Source organism: Luteibacter sp. SVR4-7G (assembly GCF_056755555.1).
In genome coordinates this window covers 130,059-145,642 of the sequence record NZ_JBPGXO010000001.1, presented here as the reverse complement: position 1 = coordinate 145,642, position 15,584 = coordinate 130,059, and the positions used below count along the sequence as shown (strand labels likewise).

The 15,584-nt window shown below is 69.1% G+C and carries 16 protein-coding genes; 14 read left to right on the top strand and 2 right to left on the bottom strand.

What is annotated here, in order from left to right:
- The first annotated feature begins 9 nt into the window (after positions 1-9).
- From ACR9ZH_RS00595 to ACR9ZH_RS00530, 14 genes are all read left to right on the top strand, one after another.
- Positions 10-1,404, top strand: a complete 1,395-nt coding sequence (locus tag ACR9ZH_RS00595) for a C40 family peptidase (RefSeq protein WP_481288811.1) — start codon at positions 10-12, stop codon at positions 1,402-1,404.
- Between the two features lie 19 nt (positions 1,405-1,423).
- Positions 1,424-2,515 carry a dipeptide epimerase gene (locus ACR9ZH_RS00590; RefSeq protein WP_481288810.1) on the top strand — a complete coding sequence of 364 codons (1,092 nt, stop codon included), beginning with the start codon at positions 1,424-1,426 and terminating at the stop codon, positions 2,513-2,515.
- 8 nt (positions 2,516-2,523) lie between these two features.
- The gene (locus ACR9ZH_RS00585) at positions 2,524-3,369 is read left to right on the top strand and encodes a MurR/RpiR family transcriptional regulator (protein ID WP_481288863.1); all 846 of its coding nucleotides are present in this window, start codon (positions 2,524-2,526) and stop codon (positions 3,367-3,369) included.
- A 13-nt stretch (positions 3,370-3,382) separates the two neighbouring features.
- Entirely contained in the window at positions 3,383-4,144 is a 762-nt protein-coding gene (locus ACR9ZH_RS00580; protein WP_481288809.1) for a L,D-transpeptidase family protein, read from the top strand.
- Positions 4,141-5,376, top strand: coding sequence for a dicarboxylate/amino acid:cation symporter (locus ACR9ZH_RS00575; RefSeq protein ID WP_481288808.1), 1,236 nt, complete (start codon positions 4,141-4,143; stop codon positions 5,374-5,376). The genes ACR9ZH_RS00580 and ACR9ZH_RS00575 overlap by 4 nt, the downstream gene beginning before the upstream one ends.
- Positions 5,373-6,497 (top strand): NAD(P)/FAD-dependent oxidoreductase, encoded by a 1,125-nt coding sequence (locus ACR9ZH_RS00570; protein WP_481288807.1) that lies wholly within the window; start codon positions 5,373-5,375, stop codon positions 6,495-6,497. Before ACR9ZH_RS00575 ends, ACR9ZH_RS00570 begins: the two co-directional genes overlap by 4 nt.
- Before the next feature lie 104 nt (positions 6,498-6,601).
- The gene (locus ACR9ZH_RS00565) at positions 6,602-7,357 is read left to right on the top strand and encodes a COG4705 family protein (protein ID WP_481288806.1); all 756 of its coding nucleotides are present in this window, start codon (positions 6,602-6,604) and stop codon (positions 7,355-7,357) included.
- A 92-nt stretch (positions 7,358-7,449) separates the two neighbouring features.
- The gene (locus ACR9ZH_RS00560; RefSeq protein WP_481288805.1) at positions 7,450-8,820 is read left to right on the top strand and encodes an efflux transporter outer membrane subunit; all 1,371 of its coding nucleotides are present in this window, start codon (positions 7,450-7,452) and stop codon (positions 8,818-8,820) included.
- The gene (locus tag ACR9ZH_RS00555) at positions 8,820-9,953 is read left to right on the top strand and encodes an FtsX-like permease family protein (protein ID WP_481288804.1); all 1,134 of its coding nucleotides are present in this window, start codon (positions 8,820-8,822) and stop codon (positions 9,951-9,953) included. Before ACR9ZH_RS00560 ends, ACR9ZH_RS00555 begins: the two co-directional genes overlap by 1 nt.
- Positions 9,950-10,681: an ABC transporter ATP-binding protein gene (locus ACR9ZH_RS00550; protein ID WP_481288803.1), complete on the top strand. Its 732-nt coding sequence runs from the start codon at positions 9,950-9,952 to the stop codon at positions 10,679-10,681. The genes ACR9ZH_RS00555 and ACR9ZH_RS00550 overlap by 4 nt, the downstream gene beginning before the upstream one ends.
- Positions 10,682-10,713: 32 nt before the next feature.
- The gene (locus ACR9ZH_RS00545; protein WP_481288802.1) at positions 10,714-11,604 is read left to right on the top strand and encodes an efflux RND transporter periplasmic adaptor subunit; all 891 of its coding nucleotides are present in this window, start codon (positions 10,714-10,716) and stop codon (positions 11,602-11,604) included.
- A 10-nt stretch (positions 11,605-11,614) separates the two neighbouring features.
- Positions 11,615-11,974: an EamA family transporter gene (locus ACR9ZH_RS00540; protein WP_481288862.1), complete on the top strand. Its 360-nt coding sequence runs from the start codon at positions 11,615-11,617 to the stop codon at positions 11,972-11,974.
- Positions 11,971-12,369 carry a DMT family transporter gene (locus ACR9ZH_RS00535; protein WP_481288801.1) on the top strand — a complete coding sequence of 133 codons (399 nt, stop codon included), beginning with the start codon at positions 11,971-11,973 and terminating at the stop codon, positions 12,367-12,369. The genes ACR9ZH_RS00540 and ACR9ZH_RS00535 overlap by 4 nt, the downstream gene beginning before the upstream one ends.
- 5 nt (positions 12,370-12,374) lie before the next feature.
- A complete protein-coding gene (locus tag ACR9ZH_RS00530) occupies positions 12,375-13,598 on the top strand; it encodes a DegT/DnrJ/EryC1/StrS family aminotransferase (protein ID WP_481288800.1) in 1,224 nt (407 codons plus the stop codon).
- Here ACR9ZH_RS00530 and ACR9ZH_RS00525 read toward each other — a convergent pair.
- Positions 13,595-14,473, bottom strand: a complete 879-nt coding sequence (locus ACR9ZH_RS00525) for an arginase family protein (protein WP_481288799.1) — start codon at positions 14,471-14,473, stop codon at positions 13,595-13,597. The genes ACR9ZH_RS00530 and ACR9ZH_RS00525 overlap by 4 nt on opposite strands.
- Positions 14,470-15,582 (bottom strand): GNAT family N-acetyltransferase, encoded by a 1,113-nt coding sequence (locus tag ACR9ZH_RS00520; protein ID WP_481288798.1) that lies wholly within the window; start codon positions 15,580-15,582, stop codon positions 14,470-14,472. The genes ACR9ZH_RS00525 and ACR9ZH_RS00520 overlap by 4 nt, the downstream gene beginning before the upstream one ends.
- Between the last annotated feature and the right edge of the window lie 2 nt (positions 15,583-15,584).

The window sequence follows — 15,584 nt, the reverse complement described above, 5'->3', positions numbered from 1 at the left end:
GGAATCGCTATGAACACACTACGCCACACCCTGCTCGCGACCCTGCTCGCGCTTTCCATCGGCGCCACGCCCGCCCTGGCCGCCGAGATGAAGGCGCCGCCCTCGGGGATCCTGGGGGTCGAGGATGCGCAGCTCACGCCGGACTTCTGGGTAGCGAAGCTTCACGACGGGGACAAGCTCGTGCTCGACCGCGGCGCCATCGCGGCCCTGAACGAACGCGTCGCGACGCTCGACCCGTCCATGCACGACATCCGCCACCTCCCTGCCGCGCTGCCGCGCGACCAGGTGAAGGGCTGGATCGAGAAGCTGACCAGCAAGCCCACGAAGCAGCTTTACGACGTGGAAGGGAAGCCCGTACCGGCCGCCACTATCGACGGCATCGTGGCGAATGCCGCCATCGATGCGATTCCGGCGCAGGTCGCGCCACGCTACGGCATGGCGGTCCGGCGCAGCATGCTGCGCGGCTACCCGACCGATCTGCGCGTCTTCAGCCATGCCGGCGATACGGACATCGACCGCTTCCAGGAGAGCGCGTTGTTCCCGGGCGATCCGCTGGTGACGGTGCACACGAGCAAGGACGGCAAGTGGGCGTTCGTGGTGAGCCCGCGTTACGCCGCCTGGGTGCACGCCGACGATGTCGCCTATGGCGACGCCGCGACGGTCTTCTCCCATGCGGACGCGACGCCTTACCGGGTGATTACCGGTGCCAAGCCCCTCACCGTCTACACGCCCGAGGCGCCGGCCGTCTCGGAACTGCAGCTGGACATGGGTACGCGGGTTCCCCTGGACACCTCGCTGCCGCCGGACCAGCCGGTGAACGGGCAGAGCCCGTATGCCTCGTGGGTGCTCAGCCTTCCCGTGCGCGACGCAAAGGGCATGCTCTCGTTCCACCCCGCCCTGCTCCAGCGCAACCAGGATTCCTCGGCGGACTACCTGCCGCTCACCCGTGCCAACATCGTGCGCCAGGCTTTCAAGTTCCTCGGCGAACGCTATGGCTGGGGCCACGCGTACAACGGCCGCGATTGCAGCGGTTTCGTCTCCGACGTCTACCGCAGCATGGGCGTGCAGATGCCGCGCAACACGCGTGACCAGAGCATCAGCCCGGGCCTGGCCCATACCGTGTACACGGACAAGGACAGCCACGAGGCACGCCTGAAGGCCGCCATGGCGCTCGACGTGGGCGACATGGTCTACATCCCCGGCCACGTGATGATGGTTATCGGCAAGATCGACGGCCAGCCCTATGTCATTCATGACGTCGGCGGCATGAGCTACCGGCAGGCCGACGGCAGCCTGCGCCACGTGCAGCTCAATGAAGTGTCGGTGACCCCGCTCCTGCCGATGATGTCGAGTCACGACAAGACCTTCGTCGACATCATGACCAGCATCGTCCGCATTCGCTAATCCTGCCCAACGAGGCTCCATGAAAATCACCGACATCCGCTTCGGCATGCTCCGCGTGCCGCTGAAGACCCCGTTCAAGACGGCGTTGCGCACCGTCGACAAGGTCGAAGACATCGTGGTGATGGTGCATACCGACGACGGCCGCGTGGGCTACGGCGAAGCACCGGCCACGGCGGTCATCACCGGCGACACCCATGGCTCCATCCTGGACGCCATTCGCCATTACATCGCCCCCCGCCTCATCGGCCAGGACATCGCCGACCTCAACCGGATCACGAAGCTGATCCAGGGCACGATGGAGAAAAACACCAGCGCCAAGGCAGCGGTGGAGATCGCGGTGTACGACCTGTGGGGCCAGCTCTACAACGCGCCCCTGTACAAGCTGCTCGGCGGCGGCGACCCGGTGATCACCACCGACATCACCATCAGCGTGGATTACATCGACAAGATGGTCGCCGATTCGGTCGCGGCGGTGGAGCGCGGCTTCGAGTCGCTGAAGATCAAGGTCGGCAAGGACATCGGCGTGGACATCGAGCGCGTCCGCGCCATCTACGCCGCCGTGGAAGACCGGGCCCTGCTCCGCCTCGACGCCAACCAGGGCTGGACCGCCAAGGAAGCCGTGTACGCCCTGCATGCGCTGGAAGACGCCGGCGTGCGCCTGGAACTGGTGGAGCAGCCGGTGAAGGCGCGCGACCTGGAAGGCATGCGTTACGTCACCGAGCGCGTGCACACGCCGATCATGGCCGACGAGAGCGTGTTCGGTCCGGCGGAGGTGATGGACCTGATCCGCATGCGCGCGGCGGACATCATCAACATCAAGCTGATGAAGACGGGCGGCATTTCCAACGCCATCCGCATCGCCGACATCGCCGGCCTGTATGGCATCGAGTGCATGATCGGCTGCATGCTGGAATCCAGCATCAGCGTCGCCGCCGCAGTCCATGTGGCGGTGGCGAAATCCGACGTGATCACCAAGGTGGACCTCGACGGTCCCTCACTCAGCGCTTACGACCCCGTGGATGGCGGCGTGAACTTCAACGAATCGGAGATCTCGATCAGCGATGCGCCCGGCCTCGGCATCCGTGAAATCCGCGGCCTCGAACCCATCTGATGAACGCCATGTCGCCGCTGGTGAAGATCCGCTCCGAGCGCGACCGCATGTCGGCGGTGGAGCGGCGTATCGCCGATTTCATCCTCGAGAACGCCCATCTGCTGCGCGACTATTCTTCCCAACAGCTGGCCAGCGCGCTGGGCATCAGCCAGTCCAGCGTGGTGAAGTTCACCCAGAAGCTCGGCTTCCGGGGGTACCCGGACCTGAAGTACTCCGTGGGCGAAGCGATCGGCCGCACCGAGGATGGGGAAGGCGAGGATACGCAGCGCGCGGAGCGTCCCGGCGATGACACCCTCGGCGCCACGCTGTGGCAGCGCAAGACGCGCGCAGAAGAAGCCACGCGCCTCATCAACGATCCGGCGACGCTGCGCGAACTGGTGGATGCGCTCGACACCGCCGGCAAGGTCTTCCTCATCGGACTGGGTGAGGACGAGCTGCACGCGCGCGGCTTCGCCGTGCGCCTGTCGCTGCTGGGCATCGTCGCCATCCGCCACGTGGACGTGGGCCGCATGGCCGCGCAGATCGCGATGTCCGCGCCGGGCGACCTGCTGATGGTCTTCTCCGAACATGGCAAGCAGGCCGCGCTGGTGAAGACCGCCCGCTACTTCCGCGAGCACCGCGGGCGCGTCGTGACCGTCACGCGGCATACTTCCAATCCGCTGCGTGCACTCGCGGACATCTCGCTGGCCGTCGCGGCCCATGACGACGCGTCCTACGTGCAATCCCTGATCTACCAGTCCACCGTGCAGCAGCTGCTCGACACCGTCTTCGTGCACCTCTGCGAGGGCGACGAAGCCCGCCATGCGCGCCTCGTGGAGAACCTCGATCGCATCCACCAGATGCTCGAACCCTGACCGGAGCGCCACCATGCCGTCACCCCGCCTGCTTCCCCGTCTCTTCGGACTCCTGGCCTTCGCCGCGATGCTGCCCGCGGGGGCCTTCGAAACCCCGGCCGCCTGGTCGGTATCCAGGCAGATGATCGTGGTGACCACCGACGGCTGGGACGCGGACCACGGCAGCCTGCGTGCCTACGTGCGCGACGGAGCCCACTGGAAGCAGGAAGGGCCCGCCGCCGAGGTCACCATCGGCAGGAACGGGAGCGCCTGGGGCGTCGGCCTCAACCCGGCGGAACACGGCGGCCCGGTAAAGAAGGAAGGCGACGGGCGCAGTCCGGCCGGCGTGTTCCGGATCGGTGAAGCCTTCGGCTATGCGGACAGCAGCCCCACCGCGCTGCCGTATCGTGGCCTGACCGCTTCCGATTACTGCGTCGACGTGAACAGCTCGCCTTACTACAACCAGATCGTCGACGCGAAGAAGGTCGGCGAGAAGGCCGTTGCCGGTGCCACCGAACCGATGCGCCGCGACCTTCACTTCGACGGCGACCATGCCTACCGCATCGGCTTCGTCATCGAGCACGACCCCGACGGCCGCAAGGGCGCGGGCAGCTGCATCTTCGCCCACCTGTGGAAGTCGCCCACTTCGCCGACCGCGGGTTGCACCGCCATGACCGACACGACGATGGAGCGCCTGCTCGGCTGGCTCGATCCCGGGAAGAAGCCCGTCTTCGTGTTGTTGCCCAAGACCGAATACGCGCGCCTGCGCGAAGCCTGGAACCTGCCGGCCCCATGACCGCTACCCAACGTATCCTCCTCGGCCTCGCCCTCGGCGCGGCGGCCGGCATCGCCCTCGCCCACTGGACACCCGATGCCGCGCTGCGCGTGGCCGACGCGGTACAGCCGCTGGGCAAGCTGTGGCTCAGCGCGTTGCAGATGACCGTCGTCCCGCTGGTCTTGTCGCTGGTGGTGGTCGGCGCCAATACCGCGACCGATGCCGCCGCCTCCGGACGCATCGCCCGTCGCGCGATCGTCGTGTTCCTCGTGCTGCTGGCGCTGGGCGCTGCCGTCGCCGCCATCGCCGCACCCCGGCTGTTCCTGCTCTTCCCGCGCAGCGACTCGCTGCGCGCCGCCCTCGGCGCTGCCACGGGTCACCTGCCGGAGACCGCGCCCATAGGCTGGTCCGACTGGCTGGCCGGCATCGTGCCCACGAACGCCGTCATGGCGGCGGCGCAAAGCGCCATGCTGCCGCTGGTGGTGTTCGCGATGTTCCTTGGCTTCGCCCTCACCCGCATCGCGCCGGAGCGCCGCGCGCTCGCCGTGGAGTTCTTCAGGGCGATCGCCGACGCCATGATCGTGGTCGTCCGCTGGGTGCTGCTGCTCGCACCGTTCGGCGTGTTCGCGCTGATCCTTTCGGTCTGTGCCCGCGCCGGCCTGCACATGCTCGGCGCGCTCGGCGTCTACGTGCTGGTGGAGTGCATCGTGTACCTCATGGTCACCGCGCTGATGCTGGTGGTGGCGCGCGTGTGGGGGCGGGAACCCTTCGTGCGCTTCGCCTCGGCGATCGCGCCTGCGCAGATCGTTGCCGCCAGCACGCAGTCGTCGCTCGCGTCGCTGCCCGCGATGATCGAGAGCGCGGACCGCCGCCTCGGCTATCCCACCGCGATCACCTCGCTCGTGCTGCCGATGGCCGTGTCGTTGTTCCGGCTGACCAGCCCCGTGCAGTACATCGTCTCGGCCAGCTTCATCGCATGGGCGTTCGGCATCGATCTCGGCGCGGCGCAACTCGCGGCAGGTGCCGCGCTGGCGGTGGTGATCAGCCTGGGTTCGGTAGGCCTGCCCGGCCAGGTGACCTTCATCGCGACGAACGTGCCCGTCGCGCAAGCGATGGGCCTGCCGGTTGGCCCCCTGGGCCTCATGCTGGCCGTGGATACCCTCCCCGACACCCTCGCAACGCTCGGCAACGTCACCGCCGACCTCGCCGCGACGAGCGTCGTCGCGGCCCAGTCTTCGAAGGAGCAGGCATGAGCGCGAAGCCGCTTGACGTCATCGTCGTGGGCGCCGGCATCGCCGGGGCGTCGGTGGCATGGTTCCTCGCGCCGCATGCGCGCGTCGTCGTGCTCGAACGGGAATCCTTCGCCGGCTTCCATACCACCGGCCGCTCCGCGGCGCACTTCAGCGAGAGCTACGGTTCGCCGCAGGTGCGTGCCCTGAGCCGCGCCACCCGCCCCTTCCTGCAAGAGCCGCCCGCCGGCTTCGCGCGGCATCCGATACTCCAGCCGCGCGGCGCCCTCGTGATCGGCAGCGCGGACGAGGCGGACCGCGTGCGCGAGGAGTATGAGGCCGTGCGGCGCTTCACGCCGTCGCTGGCCTTGCTCGATGGCTCGGCGGTCGCCGACATCGTGCCTGTGCTCAGGCCGGAAGCCGCACGCGTCGCTTATCACGAACCCGACTCGGCGGATATCGACGTCAACGAACTGCACCAGGGGTTCCTGCGCGGAGCGAAAGCCAATGGCGTCGCCCTGCACGTGGACACCGCGGTCACCTCGATCCGGCGCGAACACGGTGCCTGGGTGGTGAACGACACATGGCGCGCGCCGGTCGTCGTGAATGCCGCCGGAGCCTGGGCCGACGTCCTGGCGGGCATGGCGGGCGTCACGCCCATCGGCCTCGAGCCGCGGCGCCGTTCCGCCTTCACCTTCGCGGCGCCGGAAGGCATCGATGCGGCCGCATGGCCCTTCGTCGTGGACATCGACGAAACCTTTTATTTCAAGCCCGATGCCGGCCTGCTGCTCGGCTCGGCGGCGAATGCGGATCCCACGCACCCGCACGACGTGCAGCCCGAGGAGCTGGACATCGCACTCGGCATCCATCGCATCGAGGAAGCCACGACGATGACGATACGCCGGCCTTCGCGCACCTGGGCGGGACTGCGCAGCTTCGTCGCCGATGGCGACCTGGTCGGCGGCTTCGCCCCGGACGCGGACGGTTTTTTCTGGCTGGCGGCGCAGGGCGGCTACGGGATCCAGACCAGCGCGGCGATGGCCGAAGCATGCGCTTCGATGATTCTTGGCCGGCCGATGCCATGGCACTTGCTGGACCAGGGTATCACGGCCGACCTCCTGGGCCCTGCGCGACTGCGTGCGTAAACCTGCGAGAGCCTGACACTGCCGCGCAAGTAATTGCGCTGCGCCTAGGGGCGATCTAAGCCACGAGCCTTAGTGTGGCGGAAAGCAGCTCGAGGCTAAGGCACGTGCAGGCAAAGGGAATCGTAAGCAAGGTACCCGAGGTCACCCTGGGGTTCTGGATCATCAAGATCCTCGCGACCACGCTCGGCGAAACCGGCGGCGACGCGGTGTCGATGTCGATGCAGCTCGGCTACCTGCTGGGCACGGGCATCTTCGCGCTGGTGTTCGCCATCGCCGTGACCATGCAGATCCGCGCGCGCCGTTTCCGGCCGTTCCTTTACTGGACCACCGTCGTCGCGACCACCACGGTGGGCACGACGCTGGCGGACTTCGCGGACCGCTCGCTCGGCATCGGATACGCCGGGGGCGCGAGCATCCTGCTGGCGCTGCTGCTCGCCGCGCTGTTTACCTGGCACCGCGTGCTTGGCACCGTGGCGGTGGACTCCGTCCGCACGCCGGGCAGCGAGGTCTTCTACTGGATCACCATCATGTTCTCGCAGACGCTGGGTACCGCACTCGGCGACTGGACGGCGGACAGCATGGGCATTGGCTATCTCGGCAGCGCGGCGATCTTCGGGGGAATGCTGGTGCTCATCGCCGTGGCGTACTTCCGCACGCGCATCTCGCGCACGCTGCTTTTCTGGGCCGCCTTCGTGCTCACCCGCCCGCTTGGCGCCGTCGTGGGCGACCTGCTCGACAAGCCGCTCGACCATGGCGGGCTCGCCTTCAGCCGTTATACGGCCTCGGTCGTGCTGGCGGGGCTCATCCTGGCCTGCATCCTCATTTTCCCGCAGGCGCCGGCGCGCCGGCGTGGTACCTGATTCGCAAGAATCCATCCGCCGGAACCGTGGCGAAAGGTACCTCGCCGACAATGTCGCCGATCCAGACGAAGCAAGCGGTCCAGGGTACGGCCATGCGTAACCTTATTGCCCTTCCCCTGTTGACCGCGTTCGTCACGCTGGCCGGCTGCGCCGGAACGCCGCTGCCCGAGCTGCGCCCACCCGCACCGGATCATTGGCGCCACGAGATGGCCGGCTCCGGCGCGCCCACCGACCTGCACGGCTGGTGGCATGTGTTCGGCGACCCCGCGCTGGACGCGCTGGTGGACACGGCGCTGGCCCGCAACATGGGCGTGGGCGAGGCGATGGAGCGCCTGCGTGCCGCCCGCGCGTTGCACGGTGAGGCCGATGCGCGCTTCAAGCCCCAGGTAAGCGCCAGGACGGAAGACATTCCCGATCCCGATGCCAGCGCCTCATTCTTCGTTGCAGGCTTCGACGCGCAATGGGAACTCGACCTGTTCGGCCGGCGTGACGCGGCACGACGCGTGGCGAACGGCGACCTGGATGCCGCCACCTCGGACCTGCGCGCGGCGAAGGTATCGCTGGTCGCGGAGGTGACGCGGGACTGGCTGGAACTGCGCGCGGCGCAACAGCAGGAACAGTGGCTGCAGCGGATACGCGACGCGCGGGCCCGGCAGCTCGCCATGCTGCAGACTCGCGCGCGCCTGCGCCTGGCGGGCGAGGCGGACGTGCAGCGCGCGTCGGCGGCACTCGCGCAGGCCGAAGCGGCGACGGTCGAACCGCGCGACACGATCGACGCGAGCGCCCAACGGCTGGCCGTCCTGCTGGGCCAGGCCGAACCCGATCCGGCATGGCTGCAGGCAGCGCCGATGCCTTCGCTCGGCAGCTGGCACCTCGATACGGCACCCGCCGACCTGCTTCGATCGCGGCCGGAAATCCTGCGTGCCCAGGCCGACGTACTTCGTGCTGCCGGCGAAGCCGGGCTGGCAAACGCCGAGCGTTACCCGAACGTGGCGCTGGGCGGTTCGCTGGCGTGGTCCACCAGTCTGCAGTCGAGTCCGCATACGGACGGCCATACCTTCGGCTCGGTCGGGCCCATCATCGATATTCCGCTGTTCGACTGGGGCATGCGCACGGCCCGGGCGCATGCCAGGGAACACGAACTGGCAGCAAGCGTGCTGGCTTACCGGCAGGCGGTCCTGCAGGGCGTCGCCGAGGTCGAAACCTCGCTTGGCCGGCTCGGCCGGCAGGCGGAGTACGAGCAGCGCTGTTCCGAGGCGGCGGCCGCCATGGACGAGTCGAACCGGATCGTCGTGCGGCGCGAGGGATTCAGGCTGGCCGGTCCGATGCAGGCATCGGAAAGCGCCATCGCGTACGACCAGGCGGCCCTTGCGCTAGTGCAGGCGAAGGAGAGCCACGGACTGGCCTTCGTCGCACTCTTCAAGGCCCTCGGGGGCGCGCCGCTACCGGTGGAGCCGGGCTGATGGTCGCTCTCGCGCGCAAGACCCTGCTGCACGAATGGCGGCGCTTCCTTCCCGCCGTCGTCGCGGTCGGTTTCGCCGGCCTGCTGCAATTGCTCCAGGCAGCGCTGGTGCTCGGCATCTTCGGCAGCGCCGGCGTCTACGTCACCGGCTCTTCCGCGGACCTGTGGATCGGCTACCCAGGCACGCGCAGCGTCGACCTCGGCCGCGCCATCGATCCGAACATCGAAAGCCGCCTGCTGATGGACCCCGCGATCACCCGGGTCGAGCCCTTCATCCGGCTCGACGCGGACTGGCGCGGCGCGGCGGGCAGCGGAAGCGAATCGGTCTTCGTCTCGGGCATCGACCCGCGGCCCGACGGCATGATGTTCGCGCATGCCTTGCCGCCGGACCTGCGCGCGCGGCTCGACGAACCGGATGCGGTCATCGTCGATCGCGCCGACATCGACAAGCTCGGCGTCGGTGTCGGCGGCACCGCTGCCATCAACGGCCACACCGTGAGAGTCGTCGGCGTCGGTAGCGGCCTGCGCGCGCTCGGCGGCGTCAACGTGATCAGCTCGCTGGCCACTGCCCGGCACCTGGACACCGATGCCGCCGATATCGGCCGACCTACTTACCTCGTCGCCCGGTTGAGCGAACCGCGCCTGGCCGACGCCGTGGCGCGCCGCGTGGAGGGCGGCGAAGGCTTCGGACCGTACGAGGCGTGGACGGCCGCCGGGTTCGCCCGCAGTTCGGCGCTCTACTGGATGCTCGATACCGGCGCGGGTGCCGGCGTGCTGTTCCTCGCCGGCGCGGTCTTCCTGGCGGGCGCGGCGATCACCGGGCAGACGCTGGCGGGCGCGGTCGCCGGCTCGGCGCGGGAATACGCCACGCTCAACGCGCTCGGCGTGGGTGTCGGCGCGTTGCGCCGGGTGGTGCTGGAGCAGGCGTTCTGGGTCGGCGCGGCAGGCCTGCTCGGCGCGGGCCTGCTCGGCACGGCGATCCTCGCGCTCGCGCGGACGCAGGACGTGCCCGTGGCGCTGAGCGTTCCAGTGGCCCTCGCCTGCGCGGCACTGGTGATGGGACTCGCGGCATTGTCCGGCCTCGCCGCGCTCCGCGGCCTGCGCCATGCCGACCCCGCGAGCCTCCTGCGATGACATCGGGCCAGGTTACCTTGCGCGCGGAACGCGTGAGCAAGTCCTTCGTCTCGGGCAAGGTGGCGACACGCGTCCTCCATGACCTGTCGTTGTCCATCCGCGCGGGCGAACTGACCCTGATCGCCGGACCGTCCGGCTGCGGTAAGAGCACCTTGCTCGCCATCCTCAGCGGTCTGCAGAAACCGGACGCGGGACGCGTGCTCGCGCTCGACAGCGCCCTGCATTCGCTGAAGGGCGGCGCGCTGGAACGCTTCCGCCTGCTGCACACCGGCTTCGTGTTCCAGGGCTTCAACCTCTTTCCCGCGCTGACGGCGCGCGAACAGGTGGCCCTGCCCCTGCGCTATCTCGGCATGTCCGCCCGCGCGGCGGACGAGCATGCGGCGCAAGCGCTGGACGAAGTGGGCCTGGCGCACCGCATGACGCTCAAGCCCGCTGAACTGTCCGGCGGCGAGAAGCAGCGCGTCGCGATTGCCCGCGCACTGGCAAAGCAACCGCAACTGCTGTTCGCCGACGAACCCACCAGCGCGCTCGACGCGGCCAGCGGGCAGACGATCATCGACATCCTGCATCGCATCGCGCGCGCGCACGGCACCACGGTCCTGTGCGTCAGCCACGATCCGCGCCTGATCGGCCACGCCGACCGCGTGCTGGCCATGGAGGACGGCCGCATCCTGAGCGACCGGCGCATGTCCGGGTCGCCCGCATCCATCGAAGAGTCCGTCTCATGATTTCGTTTCCATTGCGGCACGCGAGCTCTGCCGTGCTCCTGGCATCCCTGTTCCTTGGCGCGTGCACGCGGCAGGACGACGTCGCGGTCGCCGCGCCGCGGCCGTCGTATGCAGCCGTCGCACGCGGCAGCATCGACGTCGAGGGCGGCCTGCTTCGCCTGGCCATGCCGCGCGAGGGCATGCTGGCCGAGGTGAGCGTGCACGAGGGCGAGCACGTACGGCGTGGCCAGCCGCTCGCATCCCTGGATCCGCAAGCCGCCCGGCTCGCCATCGCTGCGGCGCAGGCCGCGCTCGACCAGGCAAGGGCGCAGCTGTCCCTGCTCGACGGCAGGCTGGCCGCCGCGAAGACGCGTTCGCGGCGCCTCGCCGAAGCCGATCGCGCCGGTGCCGGCGACGGTCCCGGCGCCGACGACGCCCGTGACGCGGCCACCGAGCTCGCCGCGCAACGCGACGCCGCCCGCGCGGGGGTGGACGAGGCCGCGCAGAAACTGGCCAGCGCCCGCTTCGAGCTGACCCAGCTGACGCTGCACGCGCCCGCGGACGCCGATGTGCTGCGCGTGACCGCACAGCCGGGCGCGAGCGTATCCCCGCAGTCGGGCGCGCTGTTCGTGCTATTGCCGAGCACCCCCCGGATCGTGCGCGCCGACCTGAGCGAGGCATACCTGGACGCCGTGCGGCCGGGCATGCCGGCACTGGTCACCGCCGACGCCTCGCCCGGTGCGCCGCCGTGGCACGCCCACGTGTTGCGGATAGGCGCAATGGTTGGAACATCAGCGCTGGAAGACGATCCCCAGCTCCGTGCCAACAGCCGCAGCGCCGAGTGCGTGCTCGCCTTCGACGGCACGCAGGCTCCACGCGTGGGCCAGCGCGTCATCGTCCGATTCGGCGCGGACGCACCGCCCGCATTCGCAAACAGGCGCTGAGACCATGGCGATGGCACCGGCGACCCTCGCCTTATGGCTGGCGAACATGCTGTTCGACACCGTCGGGCAACTGGCCTTCAAGGCCGCGGCGGGCGATCCGCACGCAGGCGACGGACTGGCGCGCTGGCGTCACATGGCCGCGCGCCCCTGGCTGTGGCTCGGCATCGGCTGCTATGCGGTGGAATTCCTCGCGTGGATTGCCTTCCTGTCGCTCGTGCCGTTGTCGGAAGGCGTGCTGCTGGGTTCGATCAATATCGTGGCGGTGATGCTCGCGGGACGGCTGCTCTTCGACGAGAAGCTCACGCGCCTGCGTGTCCTTGGCATCGTCCTGGTCAGCGTGGGCGTGGCCATCGTGGGAGCCGGCGGATGAGGCGCTTCTACCTGTTCGGTTTCCTGCTGCTGATGGCCTTCGACACGCTGGCGCAGCTTTCCTTCAAGCTGGCCGGCAATCACGCACTGCCGGTGTCGGCGGATCTGGCCTGGCTGCTGCGCGTGTTCGGGCAGCCCTGGATCTACGGCGCGCTGGCCGGCTACGTGGGCGCGTTCTTCACCTGGATGAGCCTTCTAAAACATGCGCCGATCGGGCCGGCGTTCGCCGCCTCGCACCTGGAGATGGTGAGCGTGATGCTGCTGTCGGTGTGGTTGCTGCACGAACCCCTGAACCTGGCGCGCGTAGCGGGTGCCGTCCTCATCGTCGCCGGCATCATCTGCCTCGGCGCGGCCGAGCGGGATGCGCACCCGGCACTGCCCGGCACGCCGGGCTGAGTGGCGTGCGCGGCCGGGCCCTCCACGAAGTTCCGCCGACCGCCGGGCTGCCGCTGCGCATCGCCGACCTGCTGCCGCGGCGGGGCGGCCTGGCCGGGACGATGGCTGCGCAGCTCGGCATACCGTCCCTTCTGCTGACCTGTTCCGGCACGGTCGCGCTGATGGTGGCCCTGCGTACGTTGAGCGAAAGGGCACCGCAACGGCGTGTCGTGGTGGTGCCTGCGTACACCTGCCCACTCGTGGCCATAGCGGTGCACCGCCTCGGCTTGCGCCTGCGGCTGTGCGATACGCGCCCCGGGCATTTCGACATGGCGCCGGAGGCCCTGGCGGATGCCTGCCGCGACGACACCCTGGCCGTCGTTCCCACGCACCTGGCAGGCCTCGTCGCGGACGTCGACACGGCATGCGATATCGCCTGGCGGCAAGGCGCGTTCGTCATCGAGGATGCCGCCCAGGCGCTGGGCGCATCTGATCGCGGCCGGAGCGTCGGCCTCCGCGGCGACGCGGGATTCTTCAGCCTGGCCGCAGGCAAGGGGTTGTCGATCTACGAGGGCGGCCTGCTGGCGGCCCGCGATCCTTCGTTGCGCGAAGCCTTGCGGCGCACGCACGACGCGATGGCGCCGCGCGACGGCTGGTGGGAGCTGCGCCGGAGCGCGGAACTGGCCGCGCTCGCCCTGCTGTATCGGCCACCTGGCCTGGCCCTGGCGTATGGTCTCCCGCTACGGCGGCGGCTCCGCCAGGACGATCCCGTCGGTGCGGTCGGCGACCGCTTCGGAGGGGATATTCCGATCCATCGCGTGGGACGCTGGCGACAGGGCGTGGGTACCCGCGCGGCGGCCCGTTGGCCAGGTTTCCTCGCCGAGCGCCGCGTCCGTGCCGGCCAACGCGTGGCCCGCTTGCAAGCCATCCCCGGGCTCCACGTGTTCGTGCCCGGCGAGGGTGCCGAAGGCAGCTGGCCCGTCCTGCTGCTGCGCCTGCCGGACGAGGCACGCAGGAACGCCGCGCTTGCCCGGCTCTGGACAGCGGGCGTGGGGGTCAGCCGGATGTTCGTGCACGCTCTTCCGGACTATGCCTACCTGGCGGACCGCGTACCGCAAGAGCCGATGCCAAACGCGCGCGACTTCGCGCGATGCACGCTCACGCTCACCAACAGTCCATGGCTCGAGGATGCCACGTTCGAACGGATTGCCGCGGTTCTCGAAGGCGTGCTCGCGAACGTGCGCGCTTAGCGCTGGCCCCCTGCGCGTCTGCCGATCGCCTCGAGCAGTGCCTCGTTGAGCGCATGTTGCTGCGCCTGCCACGGGCCCACGTCCTGCTTGTCGAACTCCGGCTGGGCGTCCATGGCCGACAGCCGCCGTTTCCACCAGCTGCGGTAGCGATAGACGGAAATCTCGCCGGTAATGTCGCTGCCCACCAGCCCGCTGCGCAGGCTGTCGATGACGGCGACTGCCTGGTCGAGCCGCAGCTGGCCCTGGTCCCAGTTGGTGCGGACGACCGCCTGGGAAAACACATCCTTGTCGATGGAAAGATAGGCCGGCTGCGGGTGCGCCGACTGGTGGCGGCAGAAGGCTTCGACGAGATCGGCGACCGTGTCGAAACCGCGGAATGCGTGGCCGAGCCCGGCTCGCGTGGCCCATGCGATGTCGACGCCGGTGCTCCAGTACGTCAGGCGCTCGGCGCGCAGGGGCCTGCGGTAGTTCTCCCAGGCATGGGCCGGGCCGATGTCGGACGAGGTGATGCCAACCACATGCACATGGCTGACCTGGGGCAGGCGCGCCACCCGGCGCACCCACGAACCGCAGTGCACGCCAAACGGAAAACGCATGTTGTCCGGATGATTATCCAGCACGACCACCTGGAACGGGCGGTCGGCGGGCAAACGCGCAATCAGCGGCCAACTCAGGTGGTGGAAGTCGCCACTACCCAGCATGACCGTGCCATGCTCTTCCGGCAGCAGGCCGTCGAGCAGGCGGCCGAAGCGCGAGAGTGAATGCACGGAGCAGCCGAAACGCAACGTTTCCTGCCATTGTCCCAGAGCCAGCACACGCGCTCCGGCGAGCGCTCCCACCGAGCTGTCGATGTCGAGCACGACCGGCGCGTTCATTGGCCCGGCTCCGTGCCGTTCGCGGAGACCGGCCCGGCCTCGAAACGATGTGCGATGCGGCGAAAGCAGGCGCGCAAAAGCGGATTGCGCAGGTAGACCGCATGTCGCGTATGGCTCAGCCGTGCACCGAGCTGCGTCTTGACCTGCGGATCGGTCCAGCCCGCGACGTAGTGGGTCAGGCCGCGCTGGCGCGCATATTCAAGGTTATGCATCCAGCTCACCGTGTACAGGTTGTGGTCGCGCGCCTGCGGATAGACGAAGCCGATGTACTTGTCGACGAGCATGCCCGCGAATTCGTAGCAGAGGTTCCAGCCGATCAGGCGTCCACCGGCGCGGTACATGAAGACGATGCCCGCGCTCGCGCCGTCGCGAAGCAGCGCCGCGATGAATGCCTTGTCCAGCAGGTCGAACTGGATCTCGCTTTGCGCGTGCACATTGCGGTAGAGCGCATAGCATTCGTCCAGCGCCGAAGGTTGTGAGAAGTACGCGTCACCGGTCGGCAGTGCCTCCACGTCCAGTTGTTCGCGGGAGCGGAGCTTGCGCCGGATATTCTTGCGCCGGGCCGCCGACAGGCGGGCGAGGTACTCCTCGACCGAGCCGAAGTCGACCGGCAGCCACGCCAGGTCCATGCCGTCGAGCAGCACGAAGCCGCGCGCCTCGAGTGCGGCGGCGAAGGCGCCGGCCCGTGCATTCGCCGCGGCATCCAGCAGCGGCGACACCTCCTCCGGCAAGTCTTTCACGACGAGCAACGCACGCTCTCGCCCGTGCAGGGCGAGCACTTCTTCGGCGAGCGCGGCGGGCTCCGGGTGCGCTGGCACGGGCGCGTATTCGGTCACGGTGCAGCCGATGAAGCGCGTGCGCCAACGCAGCAGCCGCCCCCAGAACCGGTACAGCGGCAACCGGGCGATCCGCCTGCGCAGCGAATCGTCCGCGGTCGTCAGCAGGTCGAAGGAGGCGAGAAACGTCGGCAGGCCCGAGGGCGAACGGCGAGCCGTGAAACCCGCCGGCGGATGCGCCAGGAAATGCTCCACCAGCGCCGGCGGCTCGAGGGCGGTGCAGGCAGGCGCGGCGCTGCTTCCGGCAGCGCCCTGTTCAGGATGCGTCCTCACGT